At 70.1% G+C, this 18,750-nt stretch carries 18 protein-coding genes; 13 read left to right on the plus strand and 5 right to left on the minus strand.

Features of this window, described 5'->3' with window-relative positions; genetic code table 11:
• The 6 genes from AB4Z01_RS26315 to AB4Z01_RS26340 form a co-directional block, all read left to right on the plus strand.
• Positions 1-801 (plus strand): hypothetical protein (locus AB4Z01_RS26315; RefSeq protein ID WP_441698827.1); only part of this gene is annotated, 801 nt, incomplete at its 5' end.
• A 135-nt stretch (positions 802-936) separates the two neighbouring features.
• Complete coding sequence (locus AB4Z01_RS26320) at positions 937-1,485, plus strand: LysR substrate-binding domain-containing protein (protein ID WP_441698828.1); 549 nt, start codon at positions 937-939, stop codon at positions 1,483-1,485.
• Positions 1,486-1,763: 278 nt separating this feature from the next.
• Complete coding sequence (locus AB4Z01_RS26325; protein ID WP_441698829.1) at positions 1,764-2,498, plus strand: response regulator transcription factor; 735 nt, start codon at positions 1,764-1,766, stop codon at positions 2,496-2,498.
• Positions 2,495-3,811, plus strand: coding sequence for an ATP-binding protein (locus AB4Z01_RS26330; RefSeq protein ID WP_441698830.1), 1,317 nt, complete (start codon positions 2,495-2,497; stop codon positions 3,809-3,811). The genes AB4Z01_RS26325 and AB4Z01_RS26330 overlap by 4 nt, the downstream gene beginning before the upstream one ends.
• Positions 3,812-3,901: 90 nt before the next feature.
• Positions 3,902-4,576: a carbonic anhydrase gene (locus AB4Z01_RS26335; RefSeq protein WP_441698831.1), complete on the plus strand. Its 675-nt coding sequence runs from the start codon at positions 3,902-3,904 to the stop codon at positions 4,574-4,576.
• A gap of 5 nt (positions 4,577-4,581) precedes the next feature.
• Positions 4,582-6,105 (plus strand): SulP family inorganic anion transporter, encoded by a 1,524-nt coding sequence (locus AB4Z01_RS26340; protein WP_441698832.1) that lies wholly within the window; start codon positions 4,582-4,584, stop codon positions 6,103-6,105.
• A gap of 5 nt (positions 6,106-6,110) precedes the next feature.
• On the opposite strand, the gene AB4Z01_RS26345 is transcribed toward AB4Z01_RS26340, so the two are convergent.
• The 3 genes from AB4Z01_RS26345 to AB4Z01_RS26355 form a co-directional block, all read right to left on the minus strand.
• Positions 6,111-6,479: a response regulator gene (locus AB4Z01_RS26345; protein WP_429230612.1), complete on the minus strand. Its 369-nt coding sequence runs from the start codon at positions 6,477-6,479 to the stop codon at positions 6,111-6,113.
• Positions 6,480-6,582: 103 nt separating this feature from the next.
• Positions 6,583-7,365: an SDR family oxidoreductase gene (locus AB4Z01_RS26350; RefSeq protein WP_441698833.1), complete on the minus strand. Its 783-nt coding sequence runs from the start codon at positions 7,363-7,365 to the stop codon at positions 6,583-6,585.
• 27 nt (positions 7,366-7,392) lie between these two features.
• Positions 7,393-8,367 carry a sugar-binding transcriptional regulator gene (locus AB4Z01_RS26355; RefSeq protein WP_441698834.1) on the minus strand — a complete coding sequence of 325 codons (975 nt, stop codon included), beginning with the start codon at positions 8,365-8,367 and terminating at the stop codon, positions 7,393-7,395.
• A 261-nt stretch (positions 8,368-8,628) separates the two neighbouring features.
• On the opposite strand from AB4Z01_RS26355, the gene AB4Z01_RS26360 reads away from it, so the two are divergent.
• The 7 genes from AB4Z01_RS26360 to AB4Z01_RS26390 are packed head-to-tail and all read left to right on the plus strand — an operon-like array spanning position 8,629 to position 16,275.
• Positions 8,629-9,528 (plus strand): transketolase, encoded by a 900-nt coding sequence (locus AB4Z01_RS26360; protein WP_441698835.1) that lies wholly within the window; start codon positions 8,629-8,631, stop codon positions 9,526-9,528.
• Positions 9,525-10,475, plus strand: a complete 951-nt coding sequence (locus AB4Z01_RS26365; RefSeq protein ID WP_441698836.1) for a transketolase family protein — start codon at positions 9,525-9,527, stop codon at positions 10,473-10,475. Before AB4Z01_RS26360 ends, AB4Z01_RS26365 begins: the two co-directional genes overlap by 4 nt.
• 2 nt (positions 10,476-10,477) lie before the next feature.
• Positions 10,478-11,950, plus strand: a complete 1,473-nt coding sequence (locus AB4Z01_RS26370; RefSeq protein WP_441698837.1) for an FGGY-family carbohydrate kinase — start codon at positions 10,478-10,480, stop codon at positions 11,948-11,950.
• Between the two features lie 37 nt (positions 11,951-11,987).
• Positions 11,988-12,968: an ABC transporter permease gene (locus AB4Z01_RS26375; protein ID WP_441698838.1), complete on the plus strand. Its 981-nt coding sequence runs from the start codon at positions 11,988-11,990 to the stop codon at positions 12,966-12,968.
• A gap of 49 nt (positions 12,969-13,017) precedes the next feature.
• Positions 13,018-13,947 carry a sugar ABC transporter substrate-binding protein gene (locus AB4Z01_RS26380; protein WP_441698839.1) on the plus strand — a complete coding sequence of 310 codons (930 nt, stop codon included), beginning with the start codon at positions 13,018-13,020 and terminating at the stop codon, positions 13,945-13,947.
• Positions 13,947-15,464, plus strand: coding sequence for a sugar ABC transporter ATP-binding protein (locus AB4Z01_RS26385; RefSeq protein WP_441698840.1), 1,518 nt, complete (start codon positions 13,947-13,949; stop codon positions 15,462-15,464). Before AB4Z01_RS26380 ends, AB4Z01_RS26385 begins: the two co-directional genes overlap by 1 nt.
• A 43-nt stretch (positions 15,465-15,507) precedes the next feature.
• Entirely contained in the window at positions 15,508-16,275 is a 768-nt protein-coding gene (locus tag AB4Z01_RS26390; RefSeq protein WP_441698841.1) for an SDR family oxidoreductase, read from the plus strand.
• Positions 16,276-16,514: 239 nt separating this feature from the next.
• Here AB4Z01_RS26390 and AB4Z01_RS26395 read toward each other — a convergent pair whose 3' ends face one another.
• On the minus strand, positions 16,515-17,408 hold the full coding sequence (locus AB4Z01_RS26395; protein ID WP_441698842.1) for a carbohydrate ABC transporter permease: 894 nt from the start codon (positions 17,406-17,408) through the stop codon (positions 16,515-16,517).
• Positions 17,405-18,529, minus strand: a complete 1,125-nt coding sequence (locus AB4Z01_RS26400; RefSeq protein ID WP_441698843.1) for a carbohydrate ABC transporter permease — start codon at positions 18,527-18,529, stop codon at positions 17,405-17,407. The genes AB4Z01_RS26395 and AB4Z01_RS26400 overlap by 4 nt, the downstream gene beginning before the upstream one ends.
• Positions 18,530-18,750: the final 221 nt, after the last annotated feature.

The following is an 18,750-nucleotide window of genomic DNA, read 5'->3' on the forward strand; positions in this document are numbered from 1 at the left end:
GCCGGCAAGGCCGAAGCCCGCTTCAGCACCCTCTTCCTCGCCATCCGCCGCGCCGTCGCGCTCAAGCTGCGCCGGCGGCGGGAGGATGCCGTAGCGTGGCCGGGCGCGATCGAGGCCGACGCCGCGATGCTGTCCGAGCTGATGGAGCTCGCGGAGGCGCTGGCCCGCGGCTTTCACGCCCAAGCCCTCGCCGCCCTTGCGGTCGGCGATCTCGGCCGCGCCGGGGATGCGGAGACCCGCTTCAGCAGCCTGTTCCTAGGCATCCGCCGTGCCATCGCGCTCAAGGCCAGGTTGCGGCAGCAGCGGGAGCAGGCACAGCGCGACGCCGAGATCCGGCGCAAGGCCCGGCAGGACGAGAAGGACGGCCGGCGCCAGGCCGTGGCCCAGGGCGTCGCCGCCGCCATCGCCGCGGTTCCCGATGCCGAGGCCCAGGAGCGGCTGACCGCCGAGCTCCGGGAAAAGCTGACCGAGGACGAGCGCATCGACGTCGACCTCGCCGACACCGCCTTGCCGATCGAGGCCCTGATCGCCAGCCTGTGCCGGGCCCTCGGCCTGCCGCCCCCCGGCACTCCTCCGGCCGGCGGGCCTGCTGCCGGCGGCCCCACCGGCACGGTGAGATCCGGGGCCGATGATCCAGGCGCCGGCTCGAAGGGCGAGCGCCGCATGCACAACCTCGCCACCGGCGAGTCTTCAACCGGAACCGGGAGCCTGTCTCGGCGCCGCCCGGAGACGACCGGCCGGCGTGTGCCACCGGGCCGACAGCCGCGCCCGATCCCGCTCCGCCCCCGCGGCCCGCCCTGACCGGCCGACGCGGACGGGCCGAACACCGCCGCCAGGACAACGAGCGCAACGCCTGGTAGACCACCTGCAGATGCTCGCCCACATCCACCGGCACGGCCGACCGGAAGACCGGTCGCCGTGGCCGGAGCCATGCGCGTGGTGTTCCCCGCGTGCCAGATCGCGGTCGACGACGCCACGGTCGACCTCACCGCCCGCGGCTACGACGCCGGCATCCGCATCGGCGAGTACGTGGAACTCGACATGGCGGCGGTGCGGCTGACCCGCGACATCGCCTGGTCGGTGGTCGGCAGCCCGGCTTATCTCGATGCTTGGGGCCGGCCCGAGCACCCGGAGGACCTGACCCGGCACGAGGCGATCCGCTACCGCTTCCCGGCCTCCGGCGCGATCTATCGCTGGGAGTTCGAGCGCGACGGGCGTGCGCTGACGGTCGACCCGCCCGGCAGCCTGATCGTCAACGATGGCGGGCTGCTGTCCTCCTTCGCCCTGGCCGGTCTCGGGCTCTCCTACATCGCCGACATCGCCGTCGCGGCGGAACTCGCCTCCGGGGAGTTGGAACAGGTGCTGCAGCCGTTCCTGCCGCGGACTCCCGGTCTGTTCCTGTATTTCCCGCGGCGGGCCCAGGACCAGCCGAAGCTGCGCGCCTTCATCGACGTGGCGCGCGCGGTGCTGAAGCCGGGGCGCTGATACGAAGCGGGCCGCACCGCTTCGTTTCGTCGTCATCGTTTCGTCTCCGGCTCGACTGATCGTGAATAGTTTAAATTGCTCTTTGTTTCTACGATGGATGCGACCTTATTGCAGTTGAGATCTATGAATAAATCCTCTATCGCCGATCGGACTATGCTTGCTGTCTCTTCTGGGTCTTTGTCGAATATTTTAACGAAAATAGCGCCGATCGCTGGTGTTCGCGGTCGACAGGGAGGAGGCGTTCCGGTTTCCACTGTCAAAGGACCCTTGGATCCGCGATGAACGAGTCCAGCCCCCTGCGTTCCGACCATGTGCTGGTGGTCGAGGACGATCCCGGCACCCGATCCCTGATCGTGCGCATCCTGCGCGAGAACGGGCTGCGCGCCACCGGCGTCGGCGACGGCCGCGAGATGTGGGATTCGATCGAGGCGGCGCCGGTCGACCTGCTGATCCTTGATGTCATGCTGCCGGGCGCTGACGGACTCGACCTCTGTCGGGCCTTCCGGGCCCAAAGCCCGGTGCCGATCATCATGGTCAGCGCCCGTGGCGAGGAGATGGACCGGGTGGTCGGCCTCGAGGTCGGGGCCGACGACTATATCAGCAAGCCCTTCGGCCGGCGCGAGCTGCTGGCCCGGGTGCGCGCGGCGCTGCGCCGAGGCGCGGCGCTGGAGCCGTTCCCCGGCCGCTCCGCCCGCGAGGTGCTGCGCTTCGCCGGATGGGTCCTCGACCGGCGCCGCCACCGGCTGGTCGACCCCGGCGGAGCGGAGGTCGAGCTGTCCGGCGCCGAGCATGACCTGCTGGTCAGCTTCCTGGAGCATTCGCAGCGCGTGATCGGGCGCGAGCGGCTGCTGGAGCTGTCGCGCTCGCGCTTCGGCAGCCCGTCGGACCGCAGCGTCGACGTGCTGGTCAGCCGGCTACGCCGCAAGCTCGGCTCCGGCGGCACGGAGGGCGCCCTGATCCGCACCATCCGCGGCGTCGGCTACATGTTCACGGCGGATGTGGAGCACCGGTGATCGGGGTCTGGCCGCGCGGCCTGCTGGGCCGCCTCACCTTGCTCGTCCTGTCTGCCGTGTTGCTGCAGTTCCTCGGCGCCGCGGTGCTGCAGGAACTGGCCGAGCGGTACAAGGCCGGCAACATCCAGGCCGACCATCTGGCCGATCGGCTCGCCATCGGCGAGCGGGCGCTGTCCAGCGTGCCGCCCGGGCAGCGGCCGCGGCTGGCCGAGGCGCTGTCCACCGCCGACCTCGCCCTCAGCTGGTCGGAGCGTCCGGCCGGAGGCGAGGAAGGCGTCGCATCACCCTGGCTGCGCGACCTGGAGATGCGGCTGCAGAAGCGCGATTCCGGCCTTGCCGGGCGGGGCCTGATCCTGGATCGGGGAAGCGGGGAGGGGGAGCCGCACCGGGTCCGGGGCGAGCTCCGCCTCGTCGACGGCTCCGTCCTCGGCTTCGACGTGACCCGGCTGCAGCACGGCCTGCCCGACCTGCTGCGCAGCCTGCTCTCCACCGCGCTGCTGGCCAGCTGCCTGCTGATCGCGGCGCCGCTGCTGGTCCGCGCGCTCGGGGCGCCGCTGCGCCAGCTGGTGCGGGCGGCGGATGCGATCGGCCGCGGCCGGCCGGTCCCGGTCGCGGTCGAAGGGCCGCTGGAGGTGCGGCGCCTGGCACGCGCCCTCAACGCCATGCAGGACCGGCTGGCCCGGCTGATCGCCGACCAGACCCAGGCCCTGGCCGCCGTGTCGCACGACCTGCGCACGCCGATCGGCCGGCTGCGCCTGCGCACCGACCTGCTGGAGGGCCGGCCGGTCCAGGCCGAGATGCAGGCCGATCTCGACGAGATGGAGCAGATGGTCGGCTCGGTGCTGGCCTATCTCAAGGGCGACGCCGACCCGGAGCCGCCGCGCGCGGTCGACCTTGTGGCATTGCTGACCACGCTGGTCGACGCCGCCGCGGATGCCGGGCAGGACGTCATCTATCAAGGGCCGGATCGCGCCGTGCTGCACGCCCGGCCGGTGGGGCTGAAGCGCGCCTTCGCCAACCTGATCGACAATGCGGTCACCTATGGTGGCTCGGCGCGAGTCGCTTTGCATTGCAGCGAAACCGGCATGGCAATCGCCGTCTCGGATGACGGGCCGGGCATTCCAGAGGCCGAGCTGGGACGGGTGCTGGAGCCGTTCCAGCGCATCGAAGGATCGCGCAGCCGCGCGACCGGCGGTGTCGGACTCGGCCTGGCCATTGCCGTTCAGGCGGTGGAGCGCGAGGGCGGGCGGCTGGCGCTGATCAACCGGCCGGGGGGCGGGCTGACCGCGGAGGTCACCCTGCCGAGGCGCTGAAACACTTTGTCACGAACCGTTCGCACATGCGAAAAACAGGAATCCCATCCTCTCAGTGCACGACCCTCGCTCATGCATCGGAGGCCAAGGATGGACGACCTCTTCCTCGGGATGGCGCGGTTCCGCGCCGAGATCTTCCCGCAGCAGCAGCCGCTCTACCAAAAGCTCGCGACCGACGGCCAGCAGCCCCAGGCGCTGGTGATCTCCTGCGCCGATTCCCGGGTGGTGCCGGAGCTGATCACCCAGAGCGGCCCGGGCCAGATCTTCTGCTGCCGCAATRCCGGCAACATCGTGCCGCCCTTCTCCCAGGCCAATGGCGGCGTGTCCTCGGCGATCGAATACGCGGTGGTGGCGCTCGGCGTCCGTGACATCGTCGTCTGCGGCCATTCCGACTGCGGTGCGATGAAGGCCCTGCTGCACCCCGAGGTGCTGCAGGACATGCCGAACGTCGCCGCCTGGCTGCGCCACAGCCACGCCGCCCACCGGGTGGTGTGCGAGGCCTATCCGCCGGATCGCGGCGAGCCGGAGACGCTGCGCGCGCTGGCGCTGGAGAACGTGGTGGCGCAGCTGAACCACCTGCGCACCCACCCCGCGGTCGCGGCCAGGATCGCCCAGGGGCGGCTGCGCCTGCACGGCTGGTTCTTCGAGCTCGAAACCGGCGAAACCCTGGCCTATGACGGCGCCGCCGGCCGCTTCGGCCGTCTCGACGATGTCGGCGGCCTGCCGGTCGCGCTGCCGCCGATGCCGCGCCTGGCGGCGGAGTAGGCGGCATGGCGCGTTTCCTTCCATCCTCGCTGGCGCGCGACCTGCCGGCCTCGATCGTCGTCGTCCTGGTCGCCCTGCCGCTGTGCATGGGCATCGCCGTCGCCTCCGGGGTGCCGGCGGAGAAAGGCCTGGTGACCGGCATCATCGGCGGCCTCGTCGTCGGCCTGCTGGCCGGCTCGCCGCTGCAGGTCAGCGGCCCGGCCGCCGGCCTCGCCGTGATCGTGTTCCAGCTGGTGCAGGATTTCGGCCTCGCGATGCTGGGCCCGATCCTGGTGCTGGCCGGGCTGCTGCAGCTCGGCGCCGGCGTGCTGCGCCTGGGCAAGTGGTTCCGCGCCATCTCGCCCGCCGTGGTGCATGGCATGCTGGCCGGCATCGGCGTGCTGATCGTGGCGGCGCAGCTGCAGGTGCTGTTCGGCCGGACGCCGCTGCCGGACGGGCTGCAGAACCTGGCGGCGATCCCGGCGGCCCTTCTCGGCCTGCTGCCGCTGCAATGGTCGTTCGCAACCGCGGCGGTTCTGGCCGGCGGCGCCACCATCCTGGCAATGGTGCTGTGGGAGAGGCTGCGGCCACAATCRCTCCGTCTCATCCCCGGTGCCCTGGTCGGCGTCGTCGCCGGGACCGCCCTCACCGTGGCTCTGTCACTGCCGGTCCAGCGGGTGGACGTGCCCGATGCGATCCTGTCCGCCGTCTCGGTCCCGACCATGGCCGATCTGTCGCGGCTGGGCGAAAGCGGCATCCTGGCTGCGGCGCTGGTCATCGCCGTGATCGCGAGTGCCGAGACGCTGCTCTCCGCCGCCGCGGTCGACCGGATGCATGACGGCGTGCGCACGAACTACGACCGCGAGCTGTCGGCCCAGGGCGTCGGCAACCTGCTGTGCGGACTGGCCGGTGCCCTGCCGATGACCGGCGTGATCGTGCGCAGCTCGGCCAATGTCCAGGCCGGCGCCGCCACGCGGCTGTCGACGATCCTGCATGGCGCCTGGATCCTGGCCGCCGTCGCCCTGCTGCCCTGGCTGTTGCGCGAGGTGCCGATGGCGTCGCTGGCCGGCGTGCTGGTGGTCACCGGCTGGCGGCTGGTCAGCCTGAAGCATGTGCGTGAGCTGCTGCATCGGCACGGCGTGCTACCGGCGGCGATCTGGGCGGCCACTGTGGTCATGGTGGTGGCGACCGACCTCCTGACCGGCGTCCTGGTCGGGCTGGCGCTGTCGTTCCTAGAGGTGCTGCCGCATCTTCGCCGCATGCCGCTGCGCATCAAGCGCCAGGACCTGCCCTCGGGTGGCGTGGAGCTGCGGCTGGAGGGGGCGGCCACCTTCCTGCAACTGCCGGCACTGCTGCGCGCCCTGGAAGCGCTGCCGCCGGGCGCAACCGTGCAGCTCGATGCCGGCGGTCTGGCCCAGATCGACCACACCAGCATGGAGATGCTCGCCGATTGGGCGGAACGCCGGGCTGCCTCCGGCTCTCCGGTCGAGCTGCACCGGCCTCCGGCCTTGCCGCATGGCGAGCGCCTGGCGGCGGCGCTCGGAGCCTGAGGCTCTTACCGTCGCGCGATGAGGTCCTTCAGCCCGTTGGCGATCTGCTGCTGCAGGAACGGCTTGGTCCATACCGGTCGGCCGCGATGCAGCAGCTCGATCTCCGACTCCGACCGGCCGGTGACGAAGGCGAAGGGGATGCCGCGCTCATCGAGGACGTCGGCGGCGGCATAGACTTCCGTGCGGCCGAGGCCGATGTCGAGGATCGCTGCATCCAGCCGCTCCGAACTGGCGATCCGGACCGCCTCGCGCAGCGTGCTGACCGGCCCGACGACCTCGAGTCCGGCGGACAGTGCGATGTCCTCGAGCATCGCTGCGATCCAGGTGTCGTCCTCGACGATCAGCACCCGGGGCGGGGGCTCACGGCTCTCCATGTCACCTCCACTGGCCTGTGGTTTTCATCTCATCAACAGCAGATGATGAGAAACATATCCACAGGATGGACGTCAGACGAGCCCGAGGCCGGTTTTCCGCCGGTCACGACATGATCAGGCCGCCATCGACATTGATGGTCTGTCCGGTGATGTAGGCGGCGTCGTCGCTGGCCAGGAAGGCGACCAGGCCGGCCACGTCCTCGCCGCTGCCGGCCCGGCCCATCGGGATGCCGCGGACCCATTCGGCCATCAGCTCGCCCGGCTTGTAGTTGCCCAGCAGCTTGCCCCAGGCGGCGTCATTGTAGGCCCACATATCGGTGTCGATGATGCCGGGGCAGAAGGCGTTCACGGTGATGCCCTCCTTCGCCACCTCCTTGGCCAGGCTCTGGGTCACGCCGACCACGCCGAACTTCGAGGCGGCGTAGTGTGGCGTGAAGACGAAGCCCTGGCGCGCCTGGCCGGAGGCGGTGTTGATCAGCCGGCCGCCGCTCCCGTGCTTGCGGATCCGGCGGATCGCCTCCTGACAGCACAGGAAGACGCCCTTGGTGTTGACCGCCAGCACCTTGTCCCACTCCGCCTCGGTCATGTCCTCGATCCGGGCGATGGTGATGACGCCGGCGTTCTGGATCGAGATGTCGACCTTGCCGAACTGCCGCTCCGCCTCGTCATAGAGGGCGGCGACCTGGGCTGGGTCGGTGACGTCGGCGACGAAGGACGCGGTGCGGCCGCCCTCGGCCGCGATCCGGGCCGCGGCGTCGGCGACGCTCGGCTCGTTGGCCACCAGCAGCACGGCGGCGCCCTCGGCGGCGAAGCGGCGGGCGATGGCGGCGCCGATGCCGCGGCTGGCGCCGGTGATGACAACGGTCTTGTCGGTGAAGCGGGGCATGGGTCTCTCCCGGATGTGTCTTTTGCGTCAGCGGGCGAAGTCGCTGTCGGACTGGGCCAGCAGCTTCTCCGCCGTGAAGCGGTCGGTGATCAGGGTGTTGATGTGGCGGCCCAGCAGGGCGCCGCGGATCGCCGCCACCTTGCGGGCCCCGCCGGCGACGCCGACGATGCGGGGAATGGTGCCGATCTCGTCGAGCGACATCGAGATCACCCGATCGTCCAGCGGCGTCTGGACCGGGGCGCCATAGGCGCCGAAGAAGCGCAGGCAGATGTCGCCGACGCCGCCGGCCTGGGCCACCGCCTCCAGCTCCTCGCCGGTGAAGACGTTGCCGCTGTTGGCCAGCATCTTCGACGGCTCGACCGCGCCGATGCCGACCAGCGCCAGGGTGAGGCGCCGCCACTGCTCGATCGTCGCCCGGACATAGGGGTCGGCCAGCAGGGCGCGCTTGGCCGAGGCCGATCCGGCGACGCCGGGGGCGGGGAGGAGCTGGGGCTGCGACCCGGTCAGCTGGGCCAGGCGGGTGGTCAGGTGGGTGGCGTGGCCCTGCACCGCGGGGTTGCCCATGCCGCCCAGCATCTGCACCACCCGCTCGGCCGCCACCCGCTTCAGCGGGTTGATCGCGTCGACCATGCGCAGCAGCGACGCGCTCCAGGACGAGATGCCGATCACCTCGCCCGGGTCCAGCGTCGTCTCCAGGAAATGCGCCGCGGCGTCGCCGATGCCGGCCAGGATCGATTCCTCGCGGTCCTCGCCGCATTCGGCGACGATCGCCTCGGTCAGGCCGAAGCGCTCGCGCAAGGCCGTCTCCAGGTCGACATAGGTGCCGCGCGGCGCGTTGATGGTGATGCGGACGATGGATTCATCCTCGGCCCGCTTCAGCAGGCGCGAGATCGTGGCCTGCGAGATGTGCAGCCGCTGCGAGATGTCGGACTGCTTCAGCCGGTCGACATAGTACATCTGCGCCACCCGGGTGATCAGGCGAAGCTCGTTGACGCGGCTCATCGGAAGGCAGCCTCGACGGTAAGGTGCCCGGTCGGCGGGTTCGAAAGTTTATGCATCACAGCCTGATTATTCAGACGCGCGCCGCGTGTCGGTCAAGCAGAAGCTGCGCATGCTCGTCGCCCATTCCCGCGAATTTTCTCCTAATTGTCCTCCCATCGTTCTTTGGACGAAGGCGAGGACCGAGTGGCTTGACGCAGTTTCGACTCGCAGATAGCATGAATTTAAATCTGATGATGAATAATTATTCAATCCGGAGGAGCGGTGCTCGACCCCAAGCCCCCATTCGTTTTCGACACGGTCTTCGACGTGGCCCGCATCGCCGCGGCGGACGGGGCCGGGCGGGCGAGCCTCCTGGCCGGAGCGGCGGCGGAGATCCGCGGCTCCGTGCTGCGCATGATCGGGCAAGCTGGCCTCGGCCATGTCGGCGGCGACCTGTCGGTGACCGACATCCTGGCGACGCTGTTCTTCGGCGTGCTCGACCTCGATCCCGCTAACCCGGCCCGGCCCGACCGCGACCGCTTCATCCTCAGCAAGGGCCATTGCGCCGCCGCGCTGTACAGCACTTTGGCGCTGCGCGGCTTCATCCCGGCGGATCTGCTCGGCAGCTTCATGGCGCCGCTCTCGGTGCTGAACGGCCACCCGAACCGGCGCAAGGTGCCGGGGGTGGAGGCGAACACCGGCCCACTTGGCCATGGCCTGCCGATCGGCGTCGGCAGCGCCATCGCGGCGCGGCTGAGCGATACTCCGTGGCGCACCTTCGTCGTGCTCGGCGACGGCGAGCTGCAGGAGGGCAGCAACTGGGAGGCGGCGATGTCCGCCGGCCATCGCGGGCTGGACAACCTCACTGCCATCGTCGATCGCAACCGGCTGCAGCAGGGCGCCCGCACCGAGGACACCAACCGGCTGGAGCCGCTGGCCGACAAGTGGCGCGCCTTCGGCTGGGAGACGGTCGAGCTGGACGGCCACGACCACGCGGCGCTGTGGGCCGCCTTCACCGCCGCGCCGGCCGGCAGGCCGCGCTGCGTCATCGCCCGCACGATCAAGGGGAAGGGCGTGTCCTTCATGGAAGACCGGGTGGAGTGGCACCACAAGGTGCCGTCGCCGGCGCAGATCGAGCAGGCCCTGGCGGAGGTTGCACCTCTGGCCGAGGTGGCCCGATGAGCGCCGATGTCGTCGCCAAGGCCGGCACCTTCGACTGCCGCAAGGCCTTCGCCGAGACCCTGACCGAGCTGGCGCGGACCGACCGGCGCATCGTCGCCGTGTGCAACGACTCCGTCGGCTCCAGCAACCTGACCGCCTTCGCGGCCGAGTTTCCCGACCGGCTGGTCAATGTCGGCATCGCCGAGCAGGCCATGGTCGGGGTCGCCGCCGGCCTGGCCAATGGCGGCTTCGTCCCCTTCGTCTGCGCCGCCTCGCCCTTCCTGACCGGCCGGGCGCTGGAGCAGATCAAGGCCGACGCGGCCTACAGCTACCACCCTATCGTGCTGTGCGGCATGAGCCCGGGCATGGCCTATGGCGAGCTGGGGCCGACCCATCATTCGATCGAGGACCTGGCCTGGACCCGGGCGATCCCGGACCTGACCGTGATGGTGCCGGCCGACCCGACCCAGACCCGCGCGGCGGTGCGCTGGGCCGCGGATGCCGGCCGCCCGGTGTTCCTGCGCATCGGCCGCTTCCCGGTGCCGGAAGTGACGCCGGCCGGGTCCAGCTTCGACGGCGGCGCGACGCAGCAGCTGCGCGACGGCGACGACGTCACGCTGGTGGCGACCGGGACCATGGTGTCGCGGGCGCTGGAGGCGGCGGAGCTTCTGGCCGGCGAAGGGGTTCAAGCCCGTGTGCTGAACGTCGCCACCCTCAAGCCGCTCGACCCCGAGCCGCTGCTGCGCGCCGCGGCCGAGACCGGCCGCATAGTCACCGTCGAGGAGGCGGTGGTGCAGGGCGGGCTGGGCGGCGCCGTGGCCGAGATCGTGGTGCAGGGCCGGCCGGTGCCGATGCGCATCCTCGGCGTCACCGGCTTCGCCCCGACTGGCAACGCGGCCTTCCTGCTGGACCATTTCGGGCTGAACGCGGCCGGCATCGCCGCCGCCGCCCGCGAGCTGGTGGCCTGACCATGCCGTTCGTCCTCGCCATCGACCAGGGCACCAGCTCCACCAAGGCGCTGCTGGTCGATGCCGCGGGCGCGGTGGTGGCGCGGGGTGCAGCGCCGCTGGGCGAGACACATCCTAAGCCGGGCTGGGTCGAGCAGGACCCGATGGCGATCTGGGACAGCGTGCGCGCCGCCGTGGCCGCTTGCCTGCAGGGGCAAGACCCGCGCTCGGTCGCGGCGGTCGGCTTCAGCACCCAGCGCGAATCCCTGCTGATGTGGGACCGCCGCACTGGTGCGGCGCTGTCGCCGCTGATCAGCTGGCAGGACCAGCGCACCGGTGTGCTGTGCGAGGCACTGCGCTCGCCCGACACCGAACGGCTGGCGCGCGAACGCAGCGGCCTGCCGCTCGACCCGATGTTCTCGGCCGCCAAGGCGAAGTGGCTGCTCGACACGCTCGACCCCGACCGAATCCGGGCGAAATCGGGCGAGATCTGCCTCGGCACGGTCGATGCCTGGCTGCTCAGCCGCTTCGGCGGCGAGGCGGTGACGGAGGCCGGCAATGCCTCGCGCACCCAGCTGCTGGATGTCCGCCGCGCCGCCTGGGATCCCGATCTGATGGACCTGTTCGGCCTGCCGGAGGCGGCGCTGCCGCGCGTGGTGTCGTCGACCGGGCCGTTCCCCGCCATCCGCGGCCTCGACCCGCTGCCGGACGGCGTGCCGGTCGCGGCGGTGCTGGGCGACTCCCATGCGGCACTGTTCGCCCATGGCGCCTTCGCCCCGGGCCAGATCAAGGCGACGATGGGCACCGGCTCCTCTGTCATGGGGCTGATCGACCGGGYCGATGCGCTGGACCCCGGGCTGTGCCTGACCATCGCCTGGTCGGTCGACGGCCCGGCGCTGGCGGCGGAAGGCAACATCCGCTCGGCCGGGTCGACCTTGCGTTGGGTGGCCGAGCTGCTGGGCCTGTCGACCCAGGACCTGGCCGATCTGGCGGCCGACGCCGCCAGCGACGGCGTCTATCTGGTGCCCGGCTTCAACGGGCTCGGCGCGCCGTGGTGGGACCTGAACGCAGTCGGCCTGCTGGCCGGCTTCACCCTCGGCAGCGGCCGGGCCGCGATCGCCCGCGCGGCGCTGGAATCGATCCCGCACCAGATCGCCGATGTGGTCGAGGCGATCGACCGCAGCGTCGGGCAGGTCCGGGCGCTGCATGTCGATGGCGGGCCGACCCGCAATCCGGTGCTGATGCAGGCGCTGGCCGACCTCGCCGGCTGCGAGGTGCTGCGGTCGGACACGGCCGAGCTGTCGGCGCTCGGCGCGGCGCATCTGGCCGGGCTCGGCGCCGGGATCTGGGGCTGGGACAGCCTCGCGGCGCTGCCGCGCGAGCGCCACGGCTTCACCCCGGCGATGCCGGCGGATCGGCGCCGGGGCGAGCGGGACGGCTGGCGGCGGGCGGTGCGGCGCGCCTCAGGTAAGCCGCCGGAGACGGCGGAGCGCTGAGCTGCCCCGCCGGGTGACACGAAAAGGGATGTAGGGAATGGAAGCGCGCATCGACCGACCGGCCACCAGGGCGATCCTGCCGAGGATCAGCCTGACCAGCGGCGCCCAGGGTCCGCTGATCGGCCTGATCCTGCTCTGCGTGATCTTCTCCTTCACCTCCGACCATTTCCTGTCGGTCCGCAACGGCCTCAACGTGCTCGACCAGGTCACCGTGCTCGGCATCCTCGCCATCGGCATGACGGCGGTGATCGTGATCGGCGGCATCGACCTGTCGGTCGGCTCGGTCCTGGCACTGTCGATGATGGTGATGGGCTGGCTGGCGCGCGACATGGAGCTGCCGATGGCGCTGGCCATCCTGCTCGGCATCGGCGCCGGCGCGGTCTGCGGCCTGGCGTCCGGCCTGCTGATCACCATGGCAAGGCTGCCGGCCTTCATCGCCACGCTGACCATGATGTCGGTGGCCCGCGGCCTGGCGAACATCCTGACCGACGGCACCCAGATCGTCGGCTATCCCGACTGGTTCACCGCGCTCGCCACCGTGCGCAACTTCGGCTTCCTGTCGCTGACCGTGGCGCTGTTCCTGGTGCTGGTCGTCATCAGCTGGCTGTACCTGACCTTCCGGCCCAGCGGCCGCAACCTCTACGCCATCGGCGGCAGCCGCGAGGTGGCGCGGCTGGCCGGCATCCATGTCGGCCGGGTGACGATCGCGGTCTATGCCGCGGCCGGGGCGCTGGCCGGAATCGCCGGCATGGCGCTGGCCTCGCGCCTCGACTCCTCGCAGCCCAGCGCCGGGCTCGGCTACGAGCTCGACACCATCGCCGCGGTCGTGATCGGCGGCGCCAGCCTGTCGGGCGGCGTCGGCAGCATCGGCGGCACGGTGGTCGGGGTCCTGATCATCGGCGTGCTGCGCAACGGGCTGAACCTGCTCGGCGTCTCGCCCTTCGTGCAGCAGGTGGTGATCGGCCTCGTGATCGCCGCTGCCGTCACCTTCGACACCCTCGGCCGGCGCAACCGCTGACCGGGACCACAAAGACGGAAAGACCGTCGCAACAGGAGAGGATCGACCCATGAAGACCCGTATCGCCATCGCCGCGCTGGCGCTGTTGGCCGGCACCGCCCTCGGCTCCCCCGTCTGGGCCAAGGACAAGGTGATCGGCCTGGCCGTCGCCAACCTGCAGGCCGACTTCTTCAACCAGATCAAGCAGGCCGTCGAGGCCTCGGCCAAAGAGCAGGGGATCAAGGTCGTCACCGTCGACGCCAAGGGCGATTCCGCCACCCAGGTCAGCCAGATCCAGGATCTGATCACGCAGCAGATCGACGCGCTGATCTACATCCCGGCCGGCGCCACCGCGGCCAGCGTCCCGGTGAAGGCGGCCAAGGCGGCCGGCATCCCGGTGATCGCGGTCGACCGCAACCCGGCCGACGCGCCGGGCGACACCTTCATCGCCACGGACAGCGTCGCCGCGGCCCGCACGCTGGGCGACTATGTCTGCAAGGTCACCGGCGGCAAGGGCAATGTCGCCGTCATCCAGGGCCAGATCGGCACCACGCCGGAGCAGGACCGCGACAAGGGCTTCACCGAGGCGCTGGCGAAATGCCCGGGCCTGACGGTCAGCGCCAAGCAGGCCAGCACCGCCTGGATGCAGGACGAAGGCTTCAACATCGCCCAGGACATGCTGCAGCGCGACCCCACCATCTCGGTGTTCTTCGGCCGGGCCGACGCGCTGGCGCTGGGGGCGGCCCAGGCGGTGAAGGTGGCCAATCTCGACCACAAGACCTGGATCTTCGGCTTCGACGGCGACGTCGCCGGGCTGAAGGCGGTGCAGGCCGGCACGCTGGAGGCGACCATGACCCAGACCACCCAGCAGATGGGCCGGCTGGCGCTGCAATCGGCGCTGGAGCTGGCGGATGGCAAGAAAGTCCCGGCCGAGCAGTTGCAGGCGGCGACGCTGACGACCAAGGACAACGTCGCCGGCTTCATCGAGAAGCATCCGTAATGGCGAACCCGGCGACCGTTCGCGCCGCCGCGGCGGAGGGCCCCCAGGGGCTCTCCATCCGCGGCATCGGCAAGGCCTATGGCGGCATCACTGTGCTGGAGGGCGTCGACCTCGACATCCGTCCGGGCGAGGTGCTGGCGCTGCTGGGCGAGAACGGCGCCGGCAAGTCGACCCTATCCTCGGTCATCTCCGGCCTGGTGCCGCCCAGCACGGGCCACATGACCTGGCAGGGCGAGCCCTACGCTCCGACGCGGCCGGGGGAGGCGATCGCCGCCGGCATCGGCCTGATCCATCAGGAGATGAAGCTGCTGCCGGACCTGACGATCGCGGAGAACGTCTTCGTCGGCCGGCTGCCCACCAAGGGCGGCCGGATCGACCGGGCGGAGATGAACCGCCGCGCCGGTGAGCAGCTGCAGCGCCTGGGCCTTGATATCGCCCCGACCAAGCTGGTGCGCGAGCTGCGGGTGGCGGCGCAGCAGCAGGTCGAGATCGCCAAAGCCCTGACCCTGAACTCGCGCCTCCTGATCCTGGACGAGCCGACCGCGGCGCTGGGCGGCGAGGAGACCGAGCGGCTGTTCCAGCAGATCGACCGGCTGAAGCGCGACGGCGTCTCCTTCATCTATATCAGCCACCGGCTGGACGAGATCGCCCGCATCGCCGACCGGGTCGCGGTGCTGCGCGACGGCCGCCTGGTCGCCACCCATGACACGGCGCAGGTGCCGGTGAAGATTCTGGTCGAGCAGATGGTCGGCCGCAGCGTCGACCGCATGTTCCCGGCCGTCTCGGTGCCGGAGCCGCAGGCGCGGCTCGAGGTCTCCAGCCTCACCGCCGCCGATGGCGCCTTCCGCGACATCAGCTTCACCGTGCGAGCGGGCGAGGTGTTCGGCATCGCTGGCATCGTCGGCGCCGGCCGGACCGAGCTGGTGCGCGGCGTCGTCGGCGCCGATCCGGTGGCGTCCGGCACTGTGACGGTGGATAGAAAGCCGGTTGACCTGCACGGCCCATCCGACGCGATCCGCGCCGGAATCATGCTGGTGCCGGAGGACCGCAAGCTGCAGGGCGTGGTGCTGGATCACTCGATCGCCGACAACATCGCCTATGCCAATTTCGACCGCATCGCCCCCGGCGGCTGGATCAGCCCGGCCCGGGTGCGCGGCTTCGCCGCCGACCTGATCGCCCGGATGGGGGTGAAGGGCACGCCGGGCCAGCGCGCCGGGAATCTCTCGGGCGGCAACCAGCAGAAGGTCGTGATCGCGAAATGGATCGCGCGCGACCCCAAGGTGTTCATCCTGGACGAGCCGACGCGCGGCATCGATGTCGGCGCCCGGGCGGCGATCTACGACGTGATCGCCGGACTTGCCGCCTCCGGCATGGCGGTGGTGGTGGTCAGCTCCGACCTCGACGAGGTGCTGGGCCTGTCGCACCGGATCATGGTGCTGGCCCGTGGCCGCAACCAGGGCATTCTCGACCGCGACCAGGCCAGCCGCGTCGCGGTGATGGAACTCGCAACCCGCTGAGCGGCGGAGCCGCTCGATTTGAACGCTGAACTCAGAGGCTTCCGTGCAGATCTTCCGGCTCGATGATCAGATCGCCTTCGTCACCGGCGCCGGCAGCGGCATCGGTCAGCGCATCGCCGTCGGCCTGGCCGAGGCCGGCGCCGACGTTGCCTGCTTCGACCTGCCGGCATCTGAGGCCGGCCTCGCCGACACGGCCGGCCGCATCCGGGCGCTGGGCCGCCGGGCGCTGACCCTGGCTGGCGACGTGACCAAGGCCGCCGACCTCGCCAAGGCGATGGACGCGGTCGAGGCCCAGCTCGGCGAGCTCACCGTCGCGGTCAACTGCGCCGGCATTGCCAACGCCACGGCGGCGGAGGATCTGCCCGAGGCGCAGTGGCAGCGCACGATCGACGTCAACCTGACCGGGATTTTTCTGTCCGCCCAGGCCGAAGCCCGCGTGATGCTGCCGCGGCAGCGCGGGTCGATCGTCAACATCGCCTCGATGTCGGGGTCGATCGTCAATCGCGGCCTGCTGCAGGCGCACTACAACACCTCCAAGGCCGGGGTGATCCACCTGACCAAGAGTCTGGCGATGGAATGGGCCGATCGCAGCCTGCGGGTGAACGCGATCAGCCCGGGCTACACGCTGACGCCGATGAACCTGCGGCCCGAGGTGGCGGAGCAGCGCAAGATCTTCGAGCGCGACACGCCGATGGGCCGGATGGCGTCGGTGGACGAGCTGGTTGGCCCCGCGGTGTTCCTGGCCAGCGCCGCGTCGTCCTTCTGCACCGGCGTCGATCTGATCGTCGACGGCGGCTTCGTCTGCTGGTGATAGGTGAGGGGATGGTAGTCGCTCTGTTCCGATTGCCTCTCCCGCAGCGAGGCCGTTCATAGCGCTTACCCTCTCGCCGTCATTGCGAGGAGGCGAAGCCGACGAAGCAATCCAGAGGCCGTTGCGTGGAGCCCCTGGATTGCTTCGCTGCGCTCGCAATGACGGTGTTGGGGATTCCGAAAAGGTCCGCAACGGGAAGGCAAAAACGCACCGCTTGGATCGAGAAGGCTCTATCTGGCCTATTTCACCGCGCCCGCGGTCAGGCCGCGGATGATGTAGCGCTCGAGGAAGATGCCGATGACGGCCAGCGGCGCGATCGCCGCGGTCGACAGCGCCGCCATCGACCACCAGTTGATGCCCTGCGACCCGGTCTGGCTGGCCACCATCACCGGCAGGGTCTTGGCGTCGGTGCTGGTCAACAGCGCCGCGAAGAAATACTCGTTCCAGCACAGCACGACCGACAGGATGAAGGCCGCCACCATGCCGGGCAGGGCCAGTGGCAGCACGATGCGCAGGAAGGTTTCCCACACCGTGGCGCCGTCGACCCGCGCCGCCTCCTCCAGCTCGATCGGGATGGTTGAGAACTGGTCGCGCATGATCCAGATCACGATCGGCAGCACCATCAGCGCATAGACCAGGATCAGCCCGATCCGGGTGTCGAGCAGCGCCAGCTCCTTGTAGAGGACCAGGAACGGCATCGCCAAAACCACCGGCGGCAGGATCAACTGCGACAGGAACCAGAACGAGATGTCCTTGTTCCGCCACGGCCCGAACTTGTAGCGGAAGCGGCTGAGGCCGTAGGCGGCGAGCGAGCCGATGATGACCGCCAGCAGCGAGGCGCCGACCGAGGCGACGACGCTGTTCTCGAAGCGCAGCAGGAACTCCTCGCGCACCGTCGAGGTCGCGCCGATGGTGTCCGGCGACAGGCCGAGCGAGCGCCAGCCGCGCCAGTCYGGCTGGTAGTCGATGAAGGGGATCAGGTGCCCCTGGGTGACGTCGACCGCAGTCTTGAACGAGGTCGTCACCGTCCAGTAGATCGGGAACAGCGAGATGAAGGCCCACAGCAGCGCCGCCGTGTACAGCAGCGTGCGGCCGGAGATGCGCTTGGCGCGCCAGGTCGCCGTGCCCGTCATGTCAGCCGCCGCATCCAGCGGCTGACCAGGTTCAAGAGCGCGGTCACGAAGACGATGATCATGATGAAATAGACCTGCGCCAGCATTGTGCCGTAGCCGACATTGGATCGGTCCCGGTATTCGCGATAGATGAAGCTCGACACCGTGTCGGTGGCGCCGCCGGGCCCGCCCGAGGTGACGTTGATGACGATGTCGGCCAGCTTGAGCTCGAAGATGATCCTGAGGATGACCGCGGTGACGCTGACCGGCAGCATCAGCGGGAAGGTGATCTTCCAGAACGACTGCCAGGCCTTGGCGCCGTCGATCCGCGCCGCCTCCAGGATGTCGTTCGGTATGGCCTGCAGCCCGGCCAGCAGCAGGATCATGATGAAGGGGATCGAGACCCAGCCATCCATGGCCATGATGCTGATCCGCGCCATCCAGGGCGAGGCGAAGAAGGCCGGGTTCTCCCAGCCAAGAAACCGGGCCAGCGACGCCGCCGGGCCGAAGCGGTATTCCATGATCGACTTGCCGATCATCCAGCTGACCGCCACCGGGCTCAGCATGAACGGCATCAGGAAGGCGACGCGGAAGAACTTGCGGGCGCGGATCTCGGCGTTCAGCAGCAGGGCCAGGCAAAAGGCGATGGCGTATTGCACCAGCACCGCCAGCACATACCAGACCATGTTGCCGAGCGCGTTCCAGTAGTAGGGATCGGCCCACAGGCTGCGCAGGTTGTCGAGGCCGTTGAGCTGCCGGCCGGCGAAGGAGCTGAGGTTCCAGTCGGTGAAGGCGATGTAGAGGCCGAAGATGGTCGGGAAGATCACCATCGATACGGTGAACAGCACAGCGGGCAGCAGGAACAGCGCCCGGTGGCCGGCCTCGCCGCGGATCATCACCTGCCCGGCGCCGAGCGCCACCGCCCAGGCCAGATAGGTATAGAGCAGGGGACGCCAGGTTTCGAAGCCGAGGTCGATCGTCCCGGCCGAATCCAGCACCTGCAGCAGCAACACCGCCGCGAGCGCGAGCGAGGCGAGCAGGATCAGCCACCGCCCCGCGGCCTTGCGGCCGGCGGGGATACGCGACGAGACGGGCTTGATGCTGTGACCGCCGGGGAGGGCCCCGATCTCCGCTTCGCTCATGCTGGTCCGGACTGCAAGTGGACACCGTTGAAAGTTGGGGCGTTGCCTATCCCGCTCGCGGGACTTTCGATCACTTGAACCGGCCCGTGTTCTCCACACTCCCCCTCCCCCCGCGGGAGGGGGCAGAGGGAGGGGGTGTCGATGACAGGAGCCAGCCTGGAATCAGCCGGGATTTCTGTGGGGCTGGTGGTGACGCCCAACATCGATTCTATCGGCGCCAG

Origin of the sequence: Inquilinus sp. YAF38 (assembly GCF_052113205.1) — a bacterium.
Taxonomy (GTDB): Bacteria; Pseudomonadota; Alphaproteobacteria; order DSM-16000; family Inquilinaceae; genus Inquilinus.